Raw genomic sequence first — 23,642 nt, forward strand, 5'->3', positions numbered from 1 at the left:
GAATACACCGGTGGCATAGCCATAGACCAACAAGCTAATTAATAAACTGGGGTGGTAGGCGCTACTACCGCGCAAACCATAACTGTTTTCAATTTGGGTTAAATCAAGCTGGTCAACGACCTCGACGACAAAACGTGCAAGATGGTCATCAGGCAGCCATTCATCTAAGGTTGGCGGTAGAAGATATCCGCTAAGGCGGTCTATTGGGCGAAAGCGACTCATTGTTTTTATCTCATAAGTAATATGGGCATATTTTAACACATATCGTCTTTTAGCATATTATTGTTTGATTAGTCCGACAGGCTCCTCGTAAGATTCGGGCTTAATCGGCTCTTTACTTTGGGCTAACACCTCAATTGCAAACGTTTTAATATCTAATTTTTGTTTGTGAAATTGGGACTTAGTGGTCGCAATTAATGAGGATTCACAAAACGGGTGCAAGTTATGATCTTCACACAAAGCTAGCTGTAACCATTTATGGTAAATAAACATAATCACCGAATCGTTTGTTAGTTTGTCGGCATTCTGCGCTTCAAAGTACCCTAAATTATGGTGCATTCTCGTTGTCAGATAGGCTTTTAACTTCTCTAACGCCTCGGCATCTATCATCAGCTGCTCATTTAATTCACCCTGCCAGAAATCATTAAGATCTTTGTTTTTTTCAATATCGTGCTTGATGCGTCTTAGACTGTAATAACCCTTTTGTTGTTTATGTTGCCATTGTTCTTTATATCGATGAATAATGGTTGAAGTACGCCTGATGGTTCGTACCACCTTCCTTTGTTTTAATGATAAGCGTGACTCAATAAGACTCATTGCTGATAAACATCCTGACTAAACGCTTTAAAACCAAGTTCGTCCAAAATTACGGGGATTGTTTGGCTCATTTTTTCAATGTAATCTTTTTGATCAAACAAACTCATCTGCCCCCAGGGCTGTGTTCCAAGGTGCCAATGCCCCAAGTAGGCATCAATGTAATGACCAGGAACATTTAGCTCAAGCAATCGACCTCTCAAGTAGTGTCGATTAACATTGGTTTTTAAGTGTTTTAGCAGGTTTAATTTACTTACACCGCGCTCTAGTTGCATACAAAGTTCAGATTGGCTGTAGAGCTCATCTCTAGATGCTGTGCGTGCATACCGGTTTATTTGGACACCCTGCTCAGCATTGATAACAAAAAAAATGAGATTATTTTTTTTGGTCAACGCAAGCTCAGAAGACCCAACTAACTTCTCTTTAACGAGAGCAACAAGAATTATTCTGCGGATACGCTTATATTGTTTCAATGCCTGCTTAAGATTAGGCGGCACATATGTCATGCGCGTGTTAAATCCATCGTGAATATTTTTATCATTAACACGGAACAGCCCCTGCTCACTAACCAAGCCTATATCGACGGAAGGGTCATACACATTTCGAATTGCACACGAAAACGCACAGAATAGATCGATATAAATTGCCAAAGCATTAAATCGTACAACAACTTCTTCCAGCTTTGAGATATTAAATCTTAGCGATCCATTTAATGGCTCACTTAACTTATAGAGAGAGGTTACAATTTCATTGAATACACCGATATTTAAATAGTAAGGTGAACCTATTCGATGGGTGACTCGATTAAAGCCTACGTAATGTTTTACTTTGATACCGAAAAGCGAAGCACAATGCTTTTCAAAAATTGCCTGAGTTTTCCGTAGTGGACTCGAGGCATAATGTTTTTGCGTTTTTTGTAAACCCACTTCATTCCCACTAAATATTGCCATCATCCAACTGTCACTGTTTGAATAATTGCTATAACTGCGCGTCACTGCATCAATTAATCGTGCCAGGTCAATTTGATTGTTAAAGTGACTAGCTAAATAATTCTTTACGGTCTTTTTATCAGGAAGAGATATTCTGTTTGATTTTATAAGATCATCTTGCCGGAGGGAGGTTATTAAAACGGAGAGATATGATTTCAATTGCTCTGGCAGTATCAATTCGACATAGGTAACTGACGCTTTTCGATATAGTTCAGAATGAGCAAGATAATGTTCATTATGATAATGTGGAAATACAAGTCTGGCTTTTGAGCAGTCATCGCTTAAACCTAAGATCTGATTTTCAGTTGTATGTTCAAGCATCACTGCTTTGAAATGTCGCCCAAATAAGAGACTGATTAGCAGTGAAAGTAAATTTTTTCGCACACCAACATTGTAATTTTGGCGTCCATTGTAATCAATATCATTCACGATAATCTGGATGTGTTTTATGAGACCATTAACATGGTTGCTCGCCAGCCTATACTGTAACCCTTGATTTGCTAATGCAATGTGAGGGGCAATTCTTTTAGTATGAATGAGTTTTGCAATTGGATTATTAATTTCACAAGGGGGAAGTTGAAGCCAATTCAACTCGATTGTTTCTGTTTCAGCATCAATATCGTCACCGTACTCTGAGTATTCCGATGGAAAACTACTTCGATGCGCCGTGGCTCTTGGAATTCTTAAGCTTCTTATTTTTGCTGGATTACCACTCATGTTTGTTGCAACGTCTGTTTCCGAGTAGGTATATTTTTCTTTTAATGTTTTATCCAGAATCACTAAACCCATCTTACGGTTATACTCTCCACGCTCTGAGTTTTCTGCAGGTTTTTCATTTTGTTTTTTAGGTTTCTTAAGCCTAAAAAACCGGGCAAAAAACTGCAGCAAGCCTTGCTTAGCTCTTTCTATTCCTTCCCTTGATGCTGTTTCATTCTCGTCAGCATCCAAGCTTTTTGGGCCCTTTTTCTTTTTTCGATGTAACCGTTTTGTTTTATCCTCTAAAAAATGCTCATCGTCATCATGAGTACCCTTTAAAATGGCAAAATAAATTTTCGCTGGAGAGTCCATTAACTCATAACCCGTAATGTTTAAGTGATCATATTGATTTAATGTAATGATCTTAATTAAGCTTGATGAAAAATCATATAATGTCTTTTCGCTTAGTTTTGTAGTTATACTTGCTAGCAGTTTAAACGCTTGGGCTTTTATGAACTCATGGACTTTCAATGTCATCGTAAGTGATGCATTTTCTGTGAGCACCGATGGATCTGTAATAAAAGGGAAAAAGAGACACGTATAAATGGCATTTTTCTTCTTATAGCCATGAAGCAGGCTGCCATGTATAAATGGGGTAAGCCAATCCTGTTGCTCAGATATTTGAATGTGATTTAATTGACTGACTTTTTCAATATAGGCATCGAAGTATAGGTGAGCGTAGGAATCATTTTCAGGTGTAAAACGAGATTTGATATCAACAAGCATCCACTTCGCAGTTGAGATGAATGCGCTTAAATCATCATACTTGGGCACACCCTTTTCAAGACCATCACCCAATTCAATAAAATTACTTAAAATGGTAACAAGCAGATAACCATTATCTGGAGCTTGAATAAAAACCTTTAGCGCTTCGAGATCTTTTTTCTTATGCAAATGAATATCAGTAAATTCCCGCCAAAAATTAGTATCACTTACATTGGTTTTTTTGAGTGCAATTTCATAGCCTATTTTCACAAGCTTCCACCATTAAATTTGCTTTTTTCAATGGTTTTAATTTTCCCACAAACCAGGTCTTTTTGTCATAAAAAGTAAGCTTGTAACCAGGAATAAATAGATGTTAATTAGAGTTAAACTACATTCCGCTTCATAACAGATGATTTAGCAATGTATTGATTAATGTAGGTTTATGAAAGTCTAGAAATGATGATGACAGGTAGAGCAGTTATGTCAAAATGGATTTTCAATCACCGGTTGAAGCGAAAAAAAGTCTGGTTTAGCTTCGCTTTCTTCGATTGAGTCAGTTTTTGTTCAATTTCGAGGAGAATAGCTAGCTATTTGACGAGGAAGTGGGCAAAACATGGCCAAATCCAGCTTTTTTGCAGCCGATTGGCTTTAGTCCGACAGGCTCCTAGCTTACAGATTTTTCTGCAATCAAACGGTCTCATTTTTCAAAAAGTTAACTTAACCGCATCAATCGAGATGGTTATGCAAACTCAGCAACCATGCTAATGGGTTTTAAGCTTGAAAAGAAAGGATTCTGCTTAGCATGCCACAAATCATAATTCGCTTGCATGGCTAGCCAACTTTCTGGGGTACGCCCTAAAACTGTTGAAAGTCGTAACGCCATTTCCGGTGTAACACCACTTTTTCTCTTCAAGAGTCGCTGGATTGTTGAAGGCGCAACATCAAGGTGCTCCGCAAGCTGCCGCCCACTTAAACCTGTAGTTTCTAGATAAACACTTTCAATAAATTCGCCAGGATGAGGAGGGTTGTACATGGTCATTAGTGATAATCCTCGTAATTTAAGATATACGCATTGCCATCAACAAACTCAAAGGTTATACGCCAATTGCCACTTACAGAAATTGACCAAATACCGCCACGATCACCCTTTAACGGATGAAGCCTAAATCCAGGTAAATTAATATCCTCTATCTTTTGAGCGGTATCGATAGCGGCCAACTGCATTCTAAGTTTCTTGCTATGTGGCGCTTGAATGCCGGCTACACTACCCGACTCAAAAAACTGCCTAAGGCCTTTATGTTTGAATGACTTAATCATCGTTCAATTATAGCGTGTTGCGCACTACGCATCAATGAGTCCACTAACAATTAATAAGTTCCAGCATTTATTTGCAGGAAGTTGTGGTGGTGCGCCACTCTCGATTATTAAGCAATATATTGAGCAGCAACAACGACCACACTAAACAGGCTTCGCCTGTTCCGCTTATATCCCCGCCGTGAACGACGGGGTTTTACGCGGGATTCGAAAAAACGACCCCAGTAATATTTTACACCTTTAGGGAAACCGAATCGCTATTCCAACCCAAAAACCCAGAGCAAACGCATCTAAAGCAAATTATAAATCAACAACTTAAAATCAGGTCTCGCTCCCACGTTGAACGTCAATGCCATTAAGTTAACAACAAACTCGTTATTCCGGCGAAGGCCGGAATTTCCAACCGACCGTGCAAGATCTCAAGCGATCCCGACCTTCGTCGGGATGACGGTTGCACACTTCACGCCTCACTCCAAACAATCTTCAGCGTTAAATTAAAACGCTACCCGCCGATACCGTTCTTTTGCTCAACCAATTGGCACAGTGCTTTGGTTATCTGCTGGTATTCTTGTGCGCTGGTGGTGGTGAGTTTTTCTTTGACGCGTTGCTTGGATAAGGCGCGTATTTCGTTAATACACGCATCGGAGTCTTGTTGTAACTTGTCTCTTGCGGAAATCCTTAAACGATACGGCAGCGCATCCTCAACGAGTTGGGTAGATAAAGGAATCACCATTAAGGTGGGTAATATCTCGTTATCGGTCGCTTCACTCAAAATAATCGCTGGACGATATTTGCCGATTTCTTGGCCTTTGGCAGGATTAAAGTTGACCAGTACCACATCGCCTCTATTTAATTCCATCTGCGGTGGCTCCCTCTTCAATGGGGTCGGCTAATTGCGCGGCAGCGATTTTTTTTAACAAGGCGTGTTTTCGCTCTTGTTCGAGTTTTTCCAGAACGGGGCTAAGCGCATCACTCAACGCTTCCGGAATAAAATAGCCAACCGAATGTTTTTTACGTGCATCCACAAGGTGCACGACCTGATCCCATTGCTGAAGGTACTTAGGGGAGCGCAAATCGGCTAGGGTTGCTTCAATCATGTCAAGCCTCCTTTGAGTTTTATGTTTTTTTAATTTGACAAATCATTTTGACAATTATAAACCCAAAAACATAATGAATCATGAATCATTCCTACGCGGACGTTTCGCCGCTCATTTAAATCTCAATAAACGTTTTCATGACGGCCGAGCGATAACCTAACCAGGCCTGGTTAGGTTTGGGTTTGTTTAATGGCTTGTTTAAACATTTCCGCTTTCGCCAATTCAGATTTACCATCCACCAATCTGAGATAGGTTCCTTTGTATTTTTCAAGATACGCCTTTTGAATGACAAATGCCGTGGTTGAAACCACTTCGCCTCCAATGCTATCAAACGCTCTGGTTCCTAAATGTGCCATTGATAGAATCGTGTTATTGCTCAAAATCGATTTGCGCATTTTTTCGTAGGAAGATAAAAACATCCAGCTCTGCATCGTAACCATCGCGTTTAAGCCATGTGGCGGCAACCATTTCAAACCACGTTCAATAAATATGGCAAACAAATCGGATTTCGAGTTTGGGTATTCTTTTTTGGTAAATCCATCTAACACTTTGATTTTTGATAACTTACCCATATACGGCGGGTTGGCGATGACGCAGTCGTATTGTTGGGTGAGGTAATGCGCTTGATGCAAGAATTGCATGAGTTTGTCGTGGGTGTCTTTTATAAACAATTGACTTTGCAGGTCTTGGTGCTCGAGTTGCGCTTTGGTCTCCAGCGGGTTTTGCAGTTGCGGTTGAATCAGCGAGCCGAGGGTTTCGGCTTGTTCAAAGTCGTTGAGGGCTTGTTTGAGCGGTGCGGTGAATAAATCTTGCCCGACAATTTCAAAATAGTCTTGGATTTCATGTTCGCTGAAATGCAAGTTGTCGAGTTTACAGATATTGGGCTTGATTGGGTTGCGCATAAACCGGCGGCGGTTGTTGCTGTCGTCGTAGGGGTTGCCTTTCATGGCTTTCATGGTGAGCGCAAAGGCGGCTAATTCAGCGGCACGTTCGTCAATTTCGATGCCGTAGAGGTTTTTGGTAAGAATCAGTGCGGGAATATCGGTTGGGTCGTAACCGGATTCGAGGTAAATGTCGTACAGCAAATCATAGGCTTCAACCAGAATATGCCCGGAACCGCAGGCAGGATCGAGTACCTTAATGTCTTCTGGATTGAGGGTTTTGGGGATGAGCGCGTCGAGGGTTTGTTGCGCTTCGGCGGGTTGTTCGGCCACGGGGATAAAGTAATCCATTTGCTGCTTGAGTGGCGAGTGCGGATGGGTCAGCATCCATTGGCGACCAAGCGAATTTTGCACCAGGTATTTGACAATCCAGTTGGGCGTAAAGAGTTGGGTGGCGGCGGGAATGTCTTCGGACTTGACCACTTTGCCGATGACTTGGTCTTTCTTTTCCGATATGTAATATTGATACAGCCAGCCGATCACCTCGACCGATTGGCAGGCATCCGGTGTCATGGCTTCTCGGGTGTAGGCGAGCATCGAGTTGCCGGAGAGCAGATCGTCGGGCATCAGCAGTTCGGTGTAGTCGTCGATGCGCTGGAACAGGAACGGCATAGTCTTGTTCCAGGAGTTGCAAGCCGCGACCACTAGCAGGCGATAAGCCTCGCCTTGCGGGTCACGGCTGGCGGTGTGACCTTCCAGCAGGCCTGCTATTTGTTGGCGAATGTTGGTCGGCACCATGTCTTCGTCGATATGCCCCATTTTGGCTTCGGTGAGGATTTCGGGTTGGAACTGTCCTTCGTCGGCGGGCGATACGATGTTGATGGTGTTGTAGCGATTGACGTCCATAAAACGCAGGGCGCAGAAGCGGTTGAACCAGATGTAGGCGACGCGTTCGGTGACCTGTTGTTTGTCGGTGTGTTGTATCGCTTGTTCGAGTGTTTTGACCGCTTGCGAGTGTTCGCGACGGGCGGCGCTCGCCAACGGAGCTGTGTTTGCCTTCAAATGCGTTGTGGGCGGAGAGGTTTTGGATCGCCGATTGGAACAGCGCAAATTGATAGAAAATAAAGGAGTAGCTGTAGACAAAGTGCTCAGTGTCTTTGAAGTTGCGGTAGCTTTGAGAGCCGTCGGCAAAATCAAACAGGGTTTTAATAGACTTCTTGCAAAACTCAAACACCCAACCCCCGATCAACATTAACCCTGATGCCAAAACGGGGTGCCGAGGGTGGGAGTGGAGGCGCTGGCGAGTTCGCGTTGCGGCATGGTGCCGGCTTCAAAGCCTAGGCGTCCGGCGTCGATGGCGTATTTAAAAGCGATTGCCATTTTGACTGGGTCATCGGCGAGGGCCACCGCTGAATTGAGTAACACGCCATCAAATCCCATTTCTAAAGCTTGCGCCGCGTGCGAAGGTTTACCGATGCCGGCATCGACAATTAAGGTGGTTTTATCGAGGCGTTTGCGAATCAACTCCATATTGTAGGGATTCATTATTCCTTTGCCGGAACCAATCGGTGACGCCCAGGGCATCACAATCCGACAGCCGACATCGACTAAACGCTGACATAAGACTAAGTCATCACTGGCATAAGGAAAGACTTCAAAACCGTCTTCGATTAATGCTTGGGCGGCTTTGACCAGATCAAACGGGTCAGGTTGTAACGTATAGTCGTCGCCAATAACTTCGAGCTTGATCCAGTTGGTGCCGAAGATTTCGCGCGCCATTTGGGCGGTGGTAATGGCTTCTTTGGCATTTCGACAACCGGCGGTATTTGGCAAAATATGACAACCCAGCGATTGAATGATTTTCCAGAAGGCTTGTCCGCTCTTATCACCGGGGTTCTGGCGGCGAATAGATACTGTGACTACTTGACTGCCACTGGCTTGAATCGCTTGGCGCATAATGTCCGGCGACGGATAGAGCGCCGAGCCAATTAATAAACGGCTTTGTAGTAACCTATCCGCTAATGACCAGGCCTGGTTGTGAGTTGTCATATTCATTTCCTGTTTTTTATTCACCATAATGGGTTTTCGCGCGAACAACCAACACAATACATCGCCCCTGTTCTATGCGATAGACAATGCGATCCTGAAAGCTTAGACGTACGGAATAATAGCCTTTTAGGTCCCCCATCAGCGGCTTGCCGGTTTCGGGTGCGATGGCGATTTTATTGCGTAAAATGTCCTTGAGTTTGTTTTTTAACTTTGGAGAGAGTTTTGCCACATCCTTTTGTGCCAATTTAGTGAACACAATTTGATAGCTTTCGCAACTCACTGTGGCTCTCCGAACACCTCGTCAAAACTGGCTAAATCACCCGCATCGGCTTCAGCAACAGACTGACTAAATGTTTGTTTAAAATCAGGCTGTGATAAAAGGTGAAGTGTCTCCTGTAAACTCTCATAATCTTCTGCCGACATAATGACGGCATTACCGGCTTTGTGTTGTACTTGAAACATTTCATGCTGCTGATTTGTTTGTTTAATTAGCTCAAAAAATGTTTTTCTGGCTTCTGTCGCGGTTAAAGTCATCATGGGGTTAGCCTCTTGCATTTATAAAGCGTACCAGTTAATGTACCACTATTGGCCTGTGAAGTAAACCTATTCACCTCAGGCAAATGATTATCCGCCTTGCATCGGGGCGACGATCTCAATGCGATCGTTTTCGGTTATGGGTGTCTCGGCATACTGGTTTTTGGGGATAAAGTTTTCATTTAGCGCCAAGGCAAATGCGCCTTCAATGTTTAATTCCGCTACCAGGCCCGCTAGGTTAGCTGCGTTGGTTTCATTGGGTTTATCGTTAATCAGTAAAATCATATTTCACCTGTTTTTAATCACACTATTTTACCTAACCCCGACTTTTCCTCGTTCCCATGCTCCTGCGTGGGAACGCCTGCTAGGCAGGTCGGGTTAATTCGCTCCAGCCGAAAAGTCGGTCTGCGTTCCCACTGAGGACAGTGGAAACGAGGGCAAAACGCGTCATTCCGGCGAAGGCTGGAATCTCAAACCGACGGCACACAACCTCAAGAGATCCCGGCCTTCGCCGGGATGACGTACAAATAAGCCAGCTCTTTGCATTCGTTTACAAGGCGAAAGCGCGTTCAAGCAAGCTGTGCTAATGCTTTTTCAACAATAGCGGGAGAAAACAAATAGCCGTGGCGATATAAACCGTTAATGCGCGTTAGACCGTCGAGTTGTTCAATCCTTGGCAGGTTATCCCCCAGCGCCGGACGGCAATTGGTCAGTTGATTGACGATGCGCGCTTCGGCAAAACCTGGGTGCACACTGTAGACCGCTGACAATAATTCCAAGCTAGAGCGCACCGACATCGGGCTGCGATCTTCGCTTTCGATTTCACTCGCGCCAATCACATAACGCCCATCGGCGCGTGGCACAATATAGATGCGATAACGCGGATGCATTAAGCGCACCGGCCGCGAAAGTTTCACCTCTCGCGCATCCAGCCAAAAGACCTCGCCGCGCACGCCGCGTAAATCTTTGATGTCTGTTTTTGCGCCTAAACCGCGACAGTCAAACACCCAATCAAATGCTTGGCCGTCAATTTGATGGTTTTCGACCTTTTCAACGGTTTGGTTTTCACGCCAGTCTACCAGCCATTGGTTTTTCAGCAGACGTTCACTTTGGGCAAAAAACTGGGTCGAATCCACTTGGCCTTCAATCGGCAGCCACCAGGCCTGGTGGTGATGGGCGAGTTCGGGTTCCAGTTCGCTAATGCGTGCATTATTGAGCTGTTCAACCTGGTAGCCGTCCGGCAGTTTATGGGTCAGTTGACGCATAAAATGGTGTAAGTCGGCACGGTCATTATTGTGCGCGAGAATCAAGCTGCCGCGATGCTGAAAGTCCACCGCGCAATCCTGCTCCGCCATCCAATTCAGCAAATTTGGCCAAAGTTCAATTGAGCGCACACCCAGTTGAAACAAATCGGCATCCATTAACTCCAACTCGGCAAAGGGCGCAAGCATGCCTGCCGCCGTGTATCCGGCCGCATTGGGTGGGGTGTTGGCGCTATCTTTTTCATAGAGCGTGACATGGATGCCGCGCTGAATTAAATTCAACGCCAACACGCGTCCCACCAGGCCTGCTCCAGCAATCCCCACGGTTTTTAACGAGGATAGATCTGGCATCGTTTAGGCTCGCTTTTTAAGCTGATCAACCGGCACGGAAATTTCACTGCCGAGCTCTTTAAAGGTTTGCGCTTGCTCTGCCATGCCTGCTTCTAACGCTTTTTGCTCATCCACACCCAGTTGTGCCGCGTAATCGCGCACTTCTTGGCTGATTTTCATTGAGCAGAATTTTGGCCCGCACATCGAACAGAAATGCGCCACTTTGGCTGAATCACGCGGTAAGGTTTCATCGTGATACGCCATTGCGCGCTCTGGATCAAGCCCAATATTAAACTGATCCATCCAGCGGAATTCAAAGCGGGCTTTACTCATTTCATCATCACGATAACGTGCGCCCGGATGCCCCTTGGCAATGTCGGCGGCATGAGCAGCGATTTTATACGCCATTAAGCCTTCTTTTACATCTTCACGGTTAGGCAAGCCCAAGTGTTCTTTCGGCGTGACATAACATAACATGGCGGTGCCGTACCAGCCGATCATCGCGGCGCCAATCGCTGAGGTAATATGGTCATAACCCGGCGCAATATCGGTGGTCAATGGACCAAGAGTATAAAACGGCGCTTCGTGACAAAGCTCTAACTGCAAATCCATGTTTTCTTTAATCTTGTGCATCGGTACGTGACCTGGGCCTTCGATAATGGTTTGCACATCATGTTTCCAAGCGATTTTAGTCAGCTCGCCTAGGGTTTTGAGTTCAGCTAATTGCGCTTCGTCATTTGCATCCGCTAACGAACCCGGACGTAAACCATCACCGAGTGAGAAGCTAACGTCATAGGCTTTCATAATTTCGCAGATATCTTCGAAATGGGTATAGAGGAAACTTTCTTTATGGTGCGCTAAACACCATTTCGCCATAATCGAACCGCCACGCGACACAATGCCGGTGACTCGTTTGGCAGTCATCGGCACATAACGCAATAGCACGCCAGCGTGAATCGTGAAATAATCCACCCCTTGTTCCGCTTGTTCAATCAGGGTGTCGCGGTAGACTTCCCAAGTCAGGTCTTCGGCGATGCCATTCACCTTTTCCAAGGCTTGATACAAAGGCACGGTACCAATCGGGACCGGCGAGTTGCGCACAATCCAATCGCGGGTGGCGTGAATGTTTTTACCGGTGGATAAATCCATCACCGTATCGCCGCCCCAGCGCGTAGACCAAACCATTTTTTCTACTTCTTCGGCAATCGACGAGGTCAGTGCGGAGTTACCGATATTAGCGTTGATTTTAACCAAGAAATTACGACCGATAATCATCGGTTCGGATTCAGGATGGTTAATGTTATTTGGAATCACGGCACGACCAGCGGCGACTTCCGCACGTACAAACTCAGGGGTAATCAATTCTGGCAGGTTCGCGCCAAAGCTTTCGCCTTTTAAACGCGCTTCGCGTTCGGCATCAATCACTTCAGTACGGCGTTGGTTTTCACGAATCGCGATAAATTCCATTTCCGGCGTAATCATGCCCTGGCGCGCATAGTGCATTTGCGTCACGTTTTTGCCGGCTTTAGCGCGTAGCGGTTTGCGTTTTAAACCTTTTTCCGCCGCCAACAATTCATCCGGTACATCGGTTTCACGCTTGTAACCATTGTCTACCGCTTGGGTTTGACGGCCTTCGTATTCTTCAACATCACCACGCGCCGCAATCCAGGCCTGGCGAATTGGTTCAATCCCTTGGGTTAAATCGATTTTGGCATTGGGGTCAGTGTAAGGGCCAGATGTATCATAAACTGTGAGGGTTTCGCCATTGGTCAATGCGATTTCGCGCATCGGCACGCGGATGTCAGGATGGATTTCGCCAGGAATATAGGTTTTTGTCGAAGCCGGTAGCGGTTCGCGGGTGATTTCGCTGTGTTCAGCCGTGTGCTTAATGTGTTGAGTCATGTTTTTCTCCAAATAGTTTTGGGGTAGAAAAACAGCGTGAAAAGTCGGTTTGGGGCGTTGGATTAATAACAGGCGGGGTGTTTTTCAACCAGGCCTGGTATTCAAACGCAGGCACCGGAGGCATTCAGAAACGGCGCAATAACGAAAAATAAACGCGCCGATTAAAATGATTCTCTTCCCTACGCTGGTTCTAACCAGTTCAAGTTCAGCGGGTTAGGTCGAAGACCTTCTCAGCATCCGCTTGCACGAAAGCACCCCGAGAGATGGGCTAAAGACTACAGATAGAGAACAGGTTTGTCAAGCGCTTCAAAAAGCACAGGTATCTCTTCTTGCATTTCTTTAAGCAATGGCTTACTCATCACCGATACCTATTTTTTCACGTAGGTTTTGGATTTGGTCTGTCGACAATTTAGTTAGCAACGTTATATTTGAATCATCAAAACCCTGTTCTATCATTGTCTTGGCGATTTCAAGGGCTTTTTTTAATTCTCCGCGCTCTTCACCAATTGCAATCCCGCGCTCCTCGCCACGGATTTCGGCTTCTTCAACATGAGTATCAATCACGTTTTTCATGTCGCGGTAGTATTTTAGGCTGGCTTCATAGGTTTGGCGCTCAGTTGGCGTGAACTTGGCGATGCTGGCTTTTTCGAAGATGCGTAGGAAAATTTGTTGTTGTAGTCGGCGTGGGATGTCGTGCAGTTTGTGCAGGTTTTTGAACAGGAATAGCCATTTGTCCTGATCGGTTTCAAGTTCGTCTTCGGTTTTGGTGAAGTTGGGCATGGTGAGGTAAATGAACATGCATTTGTCGTAGAAGACTTGGTTGTGTTGGTTTTTGAGCTGTACGGTATGCACCACATCTTTATTGCCAGCGGATTTGTCTTCGTCGAATTCAAAGTCTAGGATGCCGATGGTATAGACCGCATCCAACTCAAAATCCCAGTCGTTGCCGCGCTCGGCTTGTTGTTGAATCGGGAAGCTGGCGTAGTAGACACTGCGGTCTTTAAAGAACTTTTGTTTGGCCTTTTGGATTTCAACGATGAAGTGTTCACCAGATGGGCTGGTGCAATTCAGATCAAACACCGCACGGCGATCCAGCTGGGTGGCGCCGAGTTTTTCGTTATGGGTGAAGTTGAGTGCTTGGATTTGATGTTTTTGCGGCAATAGGGTATTGAGGAACGCAATCAGGTTGTCCTTGGAGTCTTCTTCGCCAAATAGGCGTTTGAAGCCGTAGTCGGTGAATAGGTTGAGGTATTTTTCTTTCATGCGCTGGCCCTGCTTGGTGTTTTTACAGGTTGCTAGTATAGCAGAGTGGATAGGTTTGATGGTATGGCGCGCCCGTGAGAGATTGCCACGGCCTTCGGCCTCGCAATGACAGAATGAGCCGTCATTGCGATCGGAGCGAAGCAATCTCTTGAACCAGTGCGCAGTCGGCTGGAGATTCCGGCCTTCGCCGGAATGACGGGATGTGCGGTTGGCTGGAGATTGCCGCGTCGCTTTGCTCCTCGCAATGACAGTTTTTTCTAGCACCGTCATCCTGCGCAAAGTCGCAGGATCCAGCCGCTGGCGGTAATAGACCCTGCGACTTCGCGCAGGGTGACAGCGCAATGAGGGAAACATGTCCAGTTGCCCCACAATCCTTAACTTAATGGCAATCTCTTGAACCAGCGCACGCTCTCAAGAGATTGCCGCGGCCTTTGGCCTCGCAATGACGGTGTGGGTTGCACAGTCGGCTAGAGATTGCCGCGTCGCTTTACTTGCGCAAAGCTTGAATCTGGTCAATAGACAACTCAGTAAGCTGTAAGATCATATCATTATCAAAACCTTTTTGGATTAATGCTCGCACCATTGTTAGTTTTTCAAGTAATCGCCCTTCTTCACGACCTTTTTCAATGCCAATGCCAATGCCTTTTTCAATCCCGCGCTCCTCGCCACGGATTTCGGCTTCTTCAACATGGGTATCAATCACGTTTTTCATGTCGCGGTAGTATTTTAGGCTGGCTTCATAGGTCTGGCGCTCAGTCGGGGTGAACTTGGCGATGCTGGCTTTTTCGAAGATGCGTAGGAAGATTTGTTGTTGTAGTCGGCGGGGGATATCGTGTAGTTTGTGCAGGTTTTTGAATAGGAATAGCCATTTGTCTTGGTCGGTTTCAAGTTCGTCTTCGGTTTTGGTGAAGTTGGGCATAGTGAGGTAAATGAACATGCATTTGTCATAAAAGACTTGGTTGTGTTGGTTTTTCAATTGTACGGTATGCACGACATCTTTGTTGCCCGCGGATTTGTCTTCGTCGAATTCAAAGTCTAGTATGCCAATGGTATAGACCGCATCGAGTTCAAAATCCCAGTCGTTGCCGCGCTCGGCTTGTTGTTGGATTGGGAAGCTGGCGTAATAAACACTGCGGTCTTTAAAGAACTTTTGTTTGGCCTTTTGGATTTCAACGATGAAGTGTTCACCAGATGGGCTGGTACAGTTGAGATCAAACACCGCGCGGCGATCTAACTGGGTGATGCCGAGTTTTTCGTTATGGGTGAAGTTGAGCGCTTGAATTTGATGTTTTTGCGGTAACAGGGTATTGAGGAACGCAATTAGGTTGTCCTTGGAGTCTTCTTCGCCAAATAGGCGTTTGAAGCCATAATCGGTGAATAGGTTGAGGTATTTTTCTTTCATGCGCTGGCCCTGCTGAGTGTTTTTACAGGTTGTTAGTATAGCAGAGTGGATGTGTTTGATGGTATGGCGCGCCCGTGAGAGATTGCCGCGTCGCTGCGCTCCTCGCAATGACAAACTTTCCATCATTGCGAGCATACTTCCACGTCATTGCGAGCGGAGCGAAGCAATCTTTTGAACCAGGACTCAGTCGGTTGGAGATTCCGGCCTTCGCCGGAATGACGGGATTTGCGGTTGGCTGGAGATTGCCGCGGCTTGTGGCCTTGCAATGACTGGTGTTTTTTTATGTCATTGCACAACAACGTTAAAATGCGTGCGCTTTTAACTGTCCCTTATAACGGCTTTACGTCCAGAAATCGCCCTACCCGGTTTGTTAGGTGGGGCTTTTGTGGGTATTTACCAAGCGATAAACGCAAAGCCGTTGGCTTGGAGTTCCATTAGGGCTGAAGCGCCGACCTCGACGTATTCTGCAAACGGGCGCATGTCTTGATGTTGCCAGCCAATGGTGTTCATTGTGCTGCCGCAGGCAATCCAGCGCACGTTGTAGTCGTTTGCAAAGCTTTCAACGCGGTCATAAATTAGCGGGTCGACGTCACGTTGCGGTTTGTTAGCGAGTACGTGAATGCCAGGCCCAATCACGACAACCGCGATTTCAACATCATCGTCGTAAAGTCGAAGCATCGCTTGAATCGAATTGAGAATACTGGTTTGGTAGTCGCTATCAGCTTGGTTGAACATGTAGACGACTTTATGGGTAGCCGGATCACCGGGAAAGCGGTCTTGGCTTGGGCCTTGGATTTCTTTTACTGGTTTTAGGGTTTGGGCATGCGCTAGCTGGCTAAAGCCAAATAGGCTGGCTAGGCTGATGAAGACGATTTGAAACATACGCATGTGGCGCTCCTTTTGTTATCTAATATTATGTGCTGTCAGCTACTTCATCACCAAAGACTCTGCGCGCTCAATCACGCGAACCTTTGACTTTGACTGCTAGTATAACCTGAACATTGTTTAAATTTCACCCATCCCCGTTTGTTGACCAGGGCAAACGCATTTACTTAATGGCCGTGATGCACGACGTGGGAACGAGAAAAGAAGTGTGCATACGTTAGGTTCACGGCGGGGAGGATGTCAAATTGATGGGGTAGCCCGGTAGTTGTGTGCTGCATGCGTAAATAACGCGCGCCATACACTTTTTAGCGGCGCAACACTGTTGCAAAAAAACAACACATGAAAAAAATGTTGCACAAGCTAAACAAACCCTTGCACAACCGGCCCCTCTTCCATTAGAGTAGCCAACAAGTTCGCGCTGATAGCGAATAGTGGTAAAACAAAAACTAACGAATTAATTAGGAAGACACTATATGAAAAAGAATATTTTAGCTATGGGTATCGCTGCTGCGATTGCTGCGCCAGTTGCAATGGCTGATGCGCCAACTGTTTATGGTCAGTTCAACATTGCTGTAGACATGATTGATGGTGATATGTCTGTAGGACATCGTAACTCTCGTCTAGGCATCAAAGGTGGTGAAGATCTAGGTAATGGCTTAAAAGCTGTTTATTCTATTGAAGGTACTGTTGGTCAAAGCACTGATTATAAAACTGGCGGAGCGTCAGCTGGCACAGTTATAGATACTACTGGCAACGAAATTGGCACTTACTCAAACCGCTCAGCTGGTTTCGCGTTTGACCGTAACACCTTCGCTGGTATCGCGGGTGGATTCGGTACCGTTGTAATGGGTCGTCACGACACCCCATTACGCATGATTCAGCCTAACGACGGCTTCAACGACAGTCCATGGGCAGGTAACAATACTTCAGTATTCAACGGCTTTACTGGTGGTGTTTCTGGTGAAGATCGTGTAAACCAAGTACTTGCTTATATCTCTCCTAGCTTCAATGGTATCCAAGTTGCAGCAGCATTTACAAATACTTCTGGTGATACTTTAACAGACGACATGTCTGTATCGATTGCTTATGGCTCTAAACGCTCTGGCTTATATGCTGCAGCAGCAATGACCTCGCTAGATGCAGGTCGTGACAATATGCGTGTAACGGTACAGTACAACGAAGGTGGTATGCTAGGTTATGTCATGTACAATGACATTGACAGTGGAAACCCTCTAACGTCTGGTAACTCAATCACACTAGGTGCAGCTTATAAAATGGGTGCTTTAACACCTCGCGCTAAACTTTCGATGATTTCTTATGACGCCGGTGCTAATGATTCAGCTATGAACATGGCATTTGGTGCGGACTATGCAATGGGCAAACGTACTGCATTATTTGCTGAAGTTGCTATGATTGACTCAGATAGCCGTAATAACCCAGTTGCTGATGAAACTGCAATCTCTGTAGGTCTTAAGCACAGCTTCTAATCAATCCGCGGCCAAAACCGCTTTTGATTAAACCCAAAAACCCCGCCGTCAAACGCGGGGTTTTTTGCTTGGTGGCAGGGTTCTATTGTCGTTATATGCGGGGCCGGAGGCCGCGGCCATCTCTTGAGGCTTCGCACGGGTTTTGGAGAGTGCTTTCAGTGCGCTTGTAATGACGTGGGTGTGCTGACCGCGTAACGGCAAAAAACCCACTATCATCCCTTAATATTCACCGTCTGCTTTTGCATCTCAGGGCTTAGGTTAATATGGCCTTGCTGGTCGATGGTTAAGAATTTAGTGACGCCAAGTTGTTGAGCGATGCGTTGCCCATGTTTTGGGCCGGCTATCAGCAGCGCGGTGGCGGCGGTGTCGGCGAGAATCGGGTCTGGGTGGATGACGGTGACCGAGGCGAAGCTGTCGGCCGGCCAGGCGGTGTTGGGGTTGAGGATATGGCTGTAGCGTTGGCCTTGCCATTCAAAATAGCGCTGGTAGGTGCCTGAGGTGAAAATCGTGTCGCCATCTTGTGCTTGAATCTGTGCTATTGCCTGCAATCGGTTTTGTGGGTTTTTCGGGTTTTGAATGCCGATTGACCAGGCCTGGTTATTGCTTTTCCGACCGCGCACCAGCAAATCACCACCAATATTGATCAGCGCGTGTTCAATGTGGTGTTGGTTTAGGATCGCGTTGGCTATCTCCAGCGCCAGCCCTTTGGCATTGCCGCCAAAGTCCAGTTGTACCCCAGGGTGATAGCTATGGAGTTGGTTGTCGATAAAGTAAATGTCGGCTATCGATGGGCGGTTTTGTAACCAGGTCTGGCGTTCGTGCTCACTGGGTGGTTGCCAATCGGTTTGGCCTTGAAACCCCCAGAGCCTCAATAGACCGCCAATGGCGGGGTCAAACAAGTAATCGGTCTGCGCACTGAGTTGTTGGCTTTTTTCGATAAAGGCTTGGGTTTGGTTATCTACCTTGATGGGCTCACCGGCTGCAATCGCGCGGTTGATGGCGCTGAGCATGGAGTCAGGCTGCCAAGCATGCCACTGTTGGTGAAAGGCATAAAAACGCTGTTCGATCTGACTGATGGCCGCCTGCGCTTGGGCGAGGTCAGGGTGGTGGATTTGAATCGTAACTTTAGTGCCAAAGGTGTAAAAAGTCTGTTCAAGTAGGTTTGACCTAGGTTGGCTGCAACCTAGGAGCAATTGGGTTAGAAATAACGTTAGAAATAATGTTAGACATGACGACAGCGTGAAGCGTAAAAAACCGCGTTGTCGTAACCAGGCCTGGTTATAAAAATAGCCCATGTAAGACATGACGTTGTTACTAAGGCTGGGTTATTTTGGCTTCAAGGCAATCGAATAAGGTGCCAGCAATATTCAAATCATAGAGCTTGTCCAGTTCGCGAATACAGGTTGGGCTGGTGACATTGATTTCAGTGATGTAGTCGCCAATCACGTCCAAGCCAACAAATAATAACCCTTTTTGCTGGAGTTTGGGTGCGATCTGTTGGCAGAGCCACATATCGCGCTCGCTCAGTGCCACGCCTTCACCGCGTCCACCGGCGGCAATATTGCCCCGGGTTTCACCCTGCTGGGGAATGCGTGCCAGCGCATAGGGAATCGGTTCACCGTTAATCAATAAAATGCGTTTGTCGCCGTCTTTAATTTCGGGCAGGTAGCGTTGCGCCATTATATGGTGCTTGCCGTGGTCGGTCATGGTTTCGATAATCACGCTCAGGTTGGGGTCACCCTGTTTGACACGAAAAATGGATGCGCCCCCCATCGCGTCTAAGGGTTTAAAAATTGTGTCTTGCTGTTCGCTCACAAAGTCTTTTAAAAGTGTCGCTTTGGCACTAACCAGCGTAGGGGGAAGGCACGCGGGAAACCAGCTGGCAAACAGTTTTTCATTCGCATCGCGCAGGCTTTGTGGTTTGTTGACCACTAAAACACCCTGCGCCTCAGCCAGCTCAAGAATGTGTGTAACGTAGAGATAGTCTTGGTTGAATGGTGGGTCTTGGCGGATGAGGATGATGTCTAGCTCACGGAGGGGGGTGTGTGCGCTTGCGCCAAAGCCGTAAAACTGACCGTCATTACGATCCCATACTTTCAATAGGGTGCTCGTTGCCATCGGCTGCGTGTCACGCAAATACAGGTCTTCGGGTTGCATGTAAAAAAGTTCATAGCCACGGCGTTGTGCTTCGAGTAGCATCGCAAATGAGCTGTCTTTGTAGGATTTGATCTGTTCAATCGGGTCCATTACGATGCCAAGTTTTATTGTCATTTTGTGTCCTTATCAACCATACGCTAAAAGGGATATAAAGCCTGATTGGTGTTTTGGGTGTTTTTACAGTTTTTATTTTTTTGAATCATTTAGCACCAAAATTGTGCATAAATGTTCTTAGGTTAGTTTTTTTCTTGTATAACTTAAATTAACATTATGAATAATATAAGTTAATTTATTATGTCTTCTATTTTGCTTGGTATTTTAAAAATATAAGCAAAATGAGGATTCGTTACTATGTTAGTGCAAGATTATACCAGCCCCGGCTGTTTTGATGAGTCTTTGATTGAGGAAGGAGGCGCGCGTCCGGCCTCAGAAGCTTTGGTGGCGTATGTGTCACCAATGGATATCAAGGATGTGCAGGCGTTACAGAAACTCGCCGATGCGACCATTGCCAGAATGGGGGTGAGTTTTACGGTATACAGTGATCAGGGTAATATAGATCGCGCTTGGCCGTTTGATATTTGGCCGCGCACCATTGAAGCCAGTGAATGGCGACAGGTTGAAAAGGGTTTGGCGCAGCGTTTAAAAGCGCTAAATTGTTTTATTGATGATGTGTATAACGAACGCGCGATTTTCAAGGCTGGCATCGTGCCGGATGAGGTGGTTTATAGTTCGCGTAATTTTCGCCCCGAATGCGTGGGGATGAAACCCAAGCACCAGGCCTGGGCCAATATTTGTGGTACGGATTTGGTGCGCGATGCGTCGGGAAGGTTTTTTGTATTAGAAGATAACCTGCGCGTGCCCTCAGGCGTATCCTATATGCTTGAAAACCGCGCGGTGATGAAACAGGTGGTGCCAGAGCTATTTGAAAATCTGCATATTCAGCCAATCGGCGATTACTCAAACCGTTTGTTGTCGATGTTATCTTCCATGTCGCCCAACGAAGTGGCCGTGCCCGAGGTGGTCGTGTTAACGCCAGGCATTTATAACTCGGCCTATTATGAGCATGCCTTTTTGGCGCATGAAATGGGCGCCGAGTTGGTTGAAGGCGGTGACCTGTTGGTGGGTGAGGACGATTATGTCTATATGCGCAATATTGAAGGCCTGAAGCGGGTGGATGTGATTTATCGGCGGATTGATGATGAGTTTATTGACCCGGAAGCCTTTCGTGATGATTCGACCCTCGGTGTGCCTGGGTTGATGCGTGCATGGCGCGCGGGTAACGTGGCGATTGCCAATGCGCCCGGATGCGGTGTGGCTGATGATAAGGTGGTGTATGCCTATGTACCCGATATGATTCGGTTTTATTTGAATGAGGAGCCGTTAGTAAGCAATGTGCCAACCTATTTATGTAGCCGTGAAGACGAGCGGGCTTATGTATTGGCGAATATTGAAAAATTGGTGGTCAAACCCGCCAATGAATCCGGTGGTTATGGCATGCTGGTTGGGCCGCATGCCACCGCAGAGCAACATCATGAATTTCGGGGATTAATTGCCAATAACCCACGAAACTATATTGCGCAACCGACCTTGAGTTTATCGACCGTGCCGAGTTTGTGTGGTGATGCGATTGAGCCGCGTCATGTGGATTTGCGGCCTTTTATTTTGCAGGGGGCTAATACCTATGTTACCCCCGGCGGTTTGACACGGGTGGCGATGGTGAAAGGCTCATTGGTAGTGAATTCGTCACAGGGTGGCGGCAGTAAAGATACTTGGATCGTGGATACGGAGGTGGATGATGTTATCTAGAGTCGCAGAGCGGGTTTTTTGGTTGGCACGTTACATTGAGCGGGTGGAGAACACCGCGCGCATGGTTTTGGTTCACTCGAATCTGATGTATGATTTACCGAAAAAAATTGATATGTGTTGGTATCGTTTAATTGAGTTGACCAGTAGTGAAGAGCTGTTTGCCAAGTTATACGACAATAAAACCGAAAAAAGCGTAATGCAAATGCTGCTGGTGGAGCCGAATAATCCGGGCTCATTGATGTCGTCGCTCAAATCGGCGCGTGAAAATATTCGCACCACACGTGATATTCTGCCAAAAGAAACTTGGAACCAAATTAACCAGCTACATCTATTGCTGCGTTCACGCGAGTCCGATGTGCAAACCCGCAGCAAGCGTAATGCCTTGATGGAAGAGGTGATTCAGCATTGTCAGGCGATGGTCGGGATGTTTGCGGGTACCTTAAGCCAAGATGAAACCTTCGCATTTTTAGTGCTGGGGCGTAATTTAGAACGCGCCGATATGACCTCCAGAATGTTGGATGAGGGCGGATTTTTCCTTGGGCAGCAAAAGCATCTTGAACAGGTGCAAGCCTATGAAAATGTGCTGTGGGCGAATATTTTACGTTCCGTCAGTGGGTATTTAATGTATCGCCAACATGTTCAAACCCAAATAGAAGGCGAAGGCGTGATTAAGTTTTTACTCAATGACCGCCCATTTCCGCGCTCAGTGACCCATTGTTTATTAAAGGTGCAGGAAATGCTCGATGCCCTGCCAGATGGTGAAGGGGTGCGCGAAGAAGTACAAACCCTACTCCGTTATCTACAAGAATGGACGCAGTTTGAAGCAGGTTCGGAAGAATTGCATGCCTATCTTGATCACCTACAACAAGGATTTATTCGGGTGAATAATAGCATCTACCAGGCCTGGTTTATTCCCAAGCATGTGGCGGCCTAAACCATGAAGCGTTTTCATTGTGATTGCGGACAAGAAGTCTATTTCCATAATACCCACTGTGAACATTGCGGACGTGACTTAGCGTTTGACCCGGTTCGTTTGACACTGGTTTGTGGTCATCGGGAGCAAGGGCGTTTTTTGAGTCAAGATGCCCAGCATCGCAACCTGATATACAAAACCTGCGCCAATCATACGGAACCCTTGCAATGTAATTGGCTGATGGCGGCCGATGATCCGCACAGCCAGTGCATATCATGCAGAACAACCCAGACCATTCCAGATTTGTCACGCCCAAAAAATCCATTGCGCTGGAAAAAATTGGAGCAGGCGAAGCGGCGATTGTTCTATACCCTGCTCAATTTAGGCTTGGATGTCAGGGGGCGTGAACAGGATGAAAAAGGACTGAGCTTTCAGTTTTTAGAGGATCAGCGCACTAATCCGCATGTGAACGTTGAACATGTGCTCACGGGGCATTATAACGGCTTGATTACGCTGAACGCGGCTGAGGCGGATGAGGGGTTTTTGCACACGATGAAAGAGGCGATGAACGAGCCCTATCGCACACTGTTAGGTCATTTCCGGCATGAAGTCGGGCATTATTATTGGATGAAGCTGGTTAAGGACGATACGCTGGTGCAGTTTCGGCGGGTATTTGGTGATGAGCGTTTTGATTATCAACGTGCGCTGAGCATTTATTATCAGTATGGTGCGGCACGCGATTGGAATGTGAGTTTTATTAGTGGTTATGCAACCAGCCATCCGCTTGAAGATTGGGCGGAAACCTGGGCGCACTATATGCATATTACCGACACCCTCGACACGGCGCACGCTTATGGGTTGAGCGATTACGAGCCTAGTAAAAATGATTTTGATACCTGGGTGGCGGAATGGAATCAAGTCAGTCAGGTGATGAACGCACTGAATCGCAGCATGGGGTTAGCCGATGCCTATCCTTTTGTCCTTACCCCCATTATCCTCAGCAAGTTGCGCTTTATTGATCAGTTGGTAGATAGCCAGGGGCGTTAATCCGCATCACACCGGTGTTAACCCGGATATTTAGCTTCGAAGCTAAATAT

The 23,642-nt window shown here is 46.4% G+C and carries 23 protein-coding genes, 1 pseudogene and 1 riboswitch; of the genes and pseudogenes, 5 read left to right on the forward strand and 19 right to left on the reverse strand.

The features are described from left to right. The 8 genes and pseudogenes from NA59_RS06675 to pglX all read right to left on the reverse strand — a co-directional run. Positions 1-222: pseudogene (locus NA59_RS06675) on the reverse strand (IS5/IS1182 family transposase); the annotation flags it as partial. 57 nt (positions 223-279) lie between these two features. Then, the gene (locus NA59_RS06680) at positions 280-816 is read right to left on the reverse strand and encodes a hypothetical protein (RefSeq protein WP_044409946.1); all 537 of its coding nucleotides are present in this window, start codon (positions 814-816) and stop codon (positions 280-282) included. Continuing rightward, positions 813-3,533 carry a hypothetical protein gene (locus tag NA59_RS06685; RefSeq protein WP_044409949.1) on the reverse strand — a complete coding sequence of 907 codons (2,721 nt, stop codon included), beginning with the start codon at positions 3,531-3,533 and terminating at the stop codon, positions 813-815. Before NA59_RS06685 ends, NA59_RS06680 begins: the two co-directional genes overlap by 4 nt. A 469-nt stretch (positions 3,534-4,002) precedes the next feature. Next, positions 4,003-4,302 (reverse strand): HigA family addiction module antitoxin, encoded by a 300-nt coding sequence (locus tag NA59_RS06690; protein WP_044409952.1) that lies wholly within the window; start codon positions 4,300-4,302, stop codon positions 4,003-4,005. After that, positions 4,302-4,580, reverse strand: a complete 279-nt coding sequence (locus tag NA59_RS06695) for a type II toxin-antitoxin system RelE/ParE family toxin (RefSeq protein WP_044409955.1) — start codon at positions 4,578-4,580, stop codon at positions 4,302-4,304. Before NA59_RS06695 ends, NA59_RS06690 begins: the two co-directional genes overlap by 1 nt. Positions 4,581-5,079: 499 nt before the next feature. Continuing rightward, the gene (locus NA59_RS06700) at positions 5,080-5,436 is read right to left on the reverse strand and encodes a type II toxin-antitoxin system PemK/MazF family toxin (protein WP_044409958.1); all 357 of its coding nucleotides are present in this window, start codon (positions 5,434-5,436) and stop codon (positions 5,080-5,082) included. Then, positions 5,423-5,674 (reverse strand): hypothetical protein, encoded by a 252-nt coding sequence (locus NA59_RS06705; protein ID WP_044409961.1) that lies wholly within the window; start codon positions 5,672-5,674, stop codon positions 5,423-5,425. Before NA59_RS06705 ends, NA59_RS06700 begins: the two co-directional genes overlap by 14 nt. Before the next feature lie 170 nt (positions 5,675-5,844). Beyond that, positions 5,845-7,596 carry a BREX-1 system adenine-specific DNA-methyltransferase PglX gene (gene pglX, locus NA59_RS06710; RefSeq protein ID WP_052501511.1) on the reverse strand — a complete coding sequence of 584 codons (1,752 nt, stop codon included), beginning with the start codon at positions 7,594-7,596 and terminating at the stop codon, positions 5,845-5,847. 55 nt (positions 7,597-7,651) lie between these two features. Between pglX and NA59_RS15540 the strand changes: the two genes are divergently transcribed. Then, positions 7,652-7,810 carry a hypothetical protein gene (locus tag NA59_RS15540; RefSeq protein ID WP_232504048.1) on the forward strand — a complete coding sequence of 53 codons (159 nt, stop codon included), beginning with the start codon at positions 7,652-7,654 and terminating at the stop codon, positions 7,808-7,810. On the opposite strand, the gene NA59_RS06715 is transcribed toward NA59_RS15540, so the two are convergent. The 9 genes from NA59_RS06715 to NA59_RS06755 all read right to left on the reverse strand — a co-directional run bounded on the left by NA59_RS06715 (position 7,807) and on the right by NA59_RS06755 (position 16,185). After that, complete coding sequence (locus tag NA59_RS06715; RefSeq protein WP_044409964.1) at positions 7,807-8,604, reverse strand: thiazole synthase; 798 nt, start codon at positions 8,602-8,604, stop codon at positions 7,807-7,809. The genes NA59_RS15540 and NA59_RS06715 overlap by 4 nt on opposite strands. A gap of 16 nt (positions 8,605-8,620) precedes the next feature. Beyond that, positions 8,621-8,884 carry a type II toxin-antitoxin system YoeB family toxin gene (locus NA59_RS06720; protein WP_044409967.1) on the reverse strand — a complete coding sequence of 88 codons (264 nt, stop codon included), beginning with the start codon at positions 8,882-8,884 and terminating at the stop codon, positions 8,621-8,623. Next, entirely contained in the window at positions 8,881-9,141 is a 261-nt protein-coding gene (locus tag NA59_RS06725) for a type II toxin-antitoxin system Phd/YefM family antitoxin (protein ID WP_044410110.1), read from the reverse strand. The genes NA59_RS06720 and NA59_RS06725 overlap by 4 nt, the downstream gene beginning before the upstream one ends. Before the next feature lie 87 nt (positions 9,142-9,228). Next, positions 9,229-9,423, reverse strand: coding sequence for a sulfur carrier protein ThiS (thiS, locus tag NA59_RS06730; RefSeq protein WP_044409970.1), 195 nt, complete (start codon positions 9,421-9,423; stop codon positions 9,229-9,231). Positions 9,424-9,707: 284 nt separating this feature from the next. Next, on the reverse strand, positions 9,708-10,751 hold the full coding sequence (locus NA59_RS06735) for an FAD-dependent oxidoreductase (RefSeq protein ID WP_044409973.1): 1,044 nt from the start codon (positions 10,749-10,751) through the stop codon (positions 9,708-9,710). A gap of 3 nt (positions 10,752-10,754) precedes the next feature. Next, on the reverse strand, positions 10,755-12,632 hold the full coding sequence (thiC, locus tag NA59_RS06740; RefSeq protein ID WP_044409976.1) for a phosphomethylpyrimidine synthase ThiC: 1,878 nt from the start codon (positions 12,630-12,632) through the stop codon (positions 10,755-10,757). A 159-nt stretch (positions 12,633-12,791) separates the two neighbouring features. After that, positions 12,792-12,901: riboswitch (TPP riboswitch) on the reverse strand. 82 nt (positions 12,902-12,983) lie between these two features. Further along, positions 12,984-13,895 (reverse strand): Rpn family recombination-promoting nuclease/putative transposase, encoded by a 912-nt coding sequence (locus tag NA59_RS06745; protein ID WP_044409979.1) that lies wholly within the window; start codon positions 13,893-13,895, stop codon positions 12,984-12,986. 487 nt (positions 13,896-14,382) lie between these two features. Continuing rightward, positions 14,383-15,432: an Rpn family recombination-promoting nuclease/putative transposase gene (locus NA59_RS06750; protein ID WP_232504049.1), complete on the reverse strand. Its 1,050-nt coding sequence runs from the start codon at positions 15,430-15,432 to the stop codon at positions 14,383-14,385. 258 nt (positions 15,433-15,690) lie between these two features. After that, a complete protein-coding gene (locus NA59_RS06755) occupies positions 15,691-16,185 on the reverse strand; it encodes a DsrE family protein (protein WP_232504050.1) in 495 nt (164 codons plus the stop codon). Between the two features lie 470 nt (positions 16,186-16,655). Here NA59_RS06755 and NA59_RS06760 point away from each other — a divergent pair, with 470 nt between their 5' ends. Then, positions 16,656-17,669 carry a porin gene (locus NA59_RS06760; RefSeq protein ID WP_044409985.1) on the forward strand — a complete coding sequence of 338 codons (1,014 nt, stop codon included), beginning with the start codon at positions 16,656-16,658 and terminating at the stop codon, positions 17,667-17,669. Positions 17,670-17,881: 212 nt separating this feature from the next. Here NA59_RS06760 and NA59_RS06765 read toward each other — a convergent pair whose 3' ends face one another. Together NA59_RS06765 and gshB are read right to left on the reverse strand one after the other, a co-directional pair. After that, the gene (locus NA59_RS06765; RefSeq protein ID WP_096777595.1) at positions 17,882-18,973 is read right to left on the reverse strand and encodes an FAD:protein FMN transferase; all 1,092 of its coding nucleotides are present in this window, start codon (positions 18,971-18,973) and stop codon (positions 17,882-17,884) included. A 10-nt stretch (positions 18,974-18,983) separates the two neighbouring features. Next, on the reverse strand, positions 18,984-19,940 hold the full coding sequence (gene gshB / locus NA59_RS06770; RefSeq protein ID WP_044409988.1) for a glutathione synthase: 957 nt from the start codon (positions 19,938-19,940) through the stop codon (positions 18,984-18,986). A gap of 237 nt (positions 19,941-20,177) precedes the next feature. Between gshB and NA59_RS06775 the strand changes: the two genes are divergently transcribed. Genes NA59_RS06775 through NA59_RS06785 form a run of 3 tightly spaced genes read left to right on the forward strand, consistent with a single transcriptional unit; the run spans position 20,178 to position 23,592 of the window. After that, entirely contained in the window at positions 20,178-21,632 is a 1,455-nt protein-coding gene (locus NA59_RS06775) for a circularly permuted type 2 ATP-grasp protein (RefSeq protein WP_044409992.1), read from the forward strand. Then, complete coding sequence (locus NA59_RS06780) at positions 21,619-22,566, forward strand: alpha-E domain-containing protein (RefSeq protein WP_232504051.1); 948 nt, start codon at positions 21,619-21,621, stop codon at positions 22,564-22,566. The genes NA59_RS06775 and NA59_RS06780 overlap by 14 nt, the downstream gene beginning before the upstream one ends. Positions 22,567-22,569: 3 nt before the next feature. Continuing rightward, complete coding sequence (locus tag NA59_RS06785; RefSeq protein WP_044409998.1) at positions 22,570-23,592, forward strand: zinc-binding metallopeptidase family protein; 1,023 nt, start codon at positions 22,570-22,572, stop codon at positions 23,590-23,592. Positions 23,593-23,642 lie beyond the last annotated feature (50 nt).

It is taken from the genome of Thiomicrospira microaerophila (assembly GCF_000934765.1).
Classification (GTDB): Bacteria; Pseudomonadota; Gammaproteobacteria; order Thiomicrospirales; family Thiomicrospiraceae; genus Thiomicrospira; species Thiomicrospira microaerophila.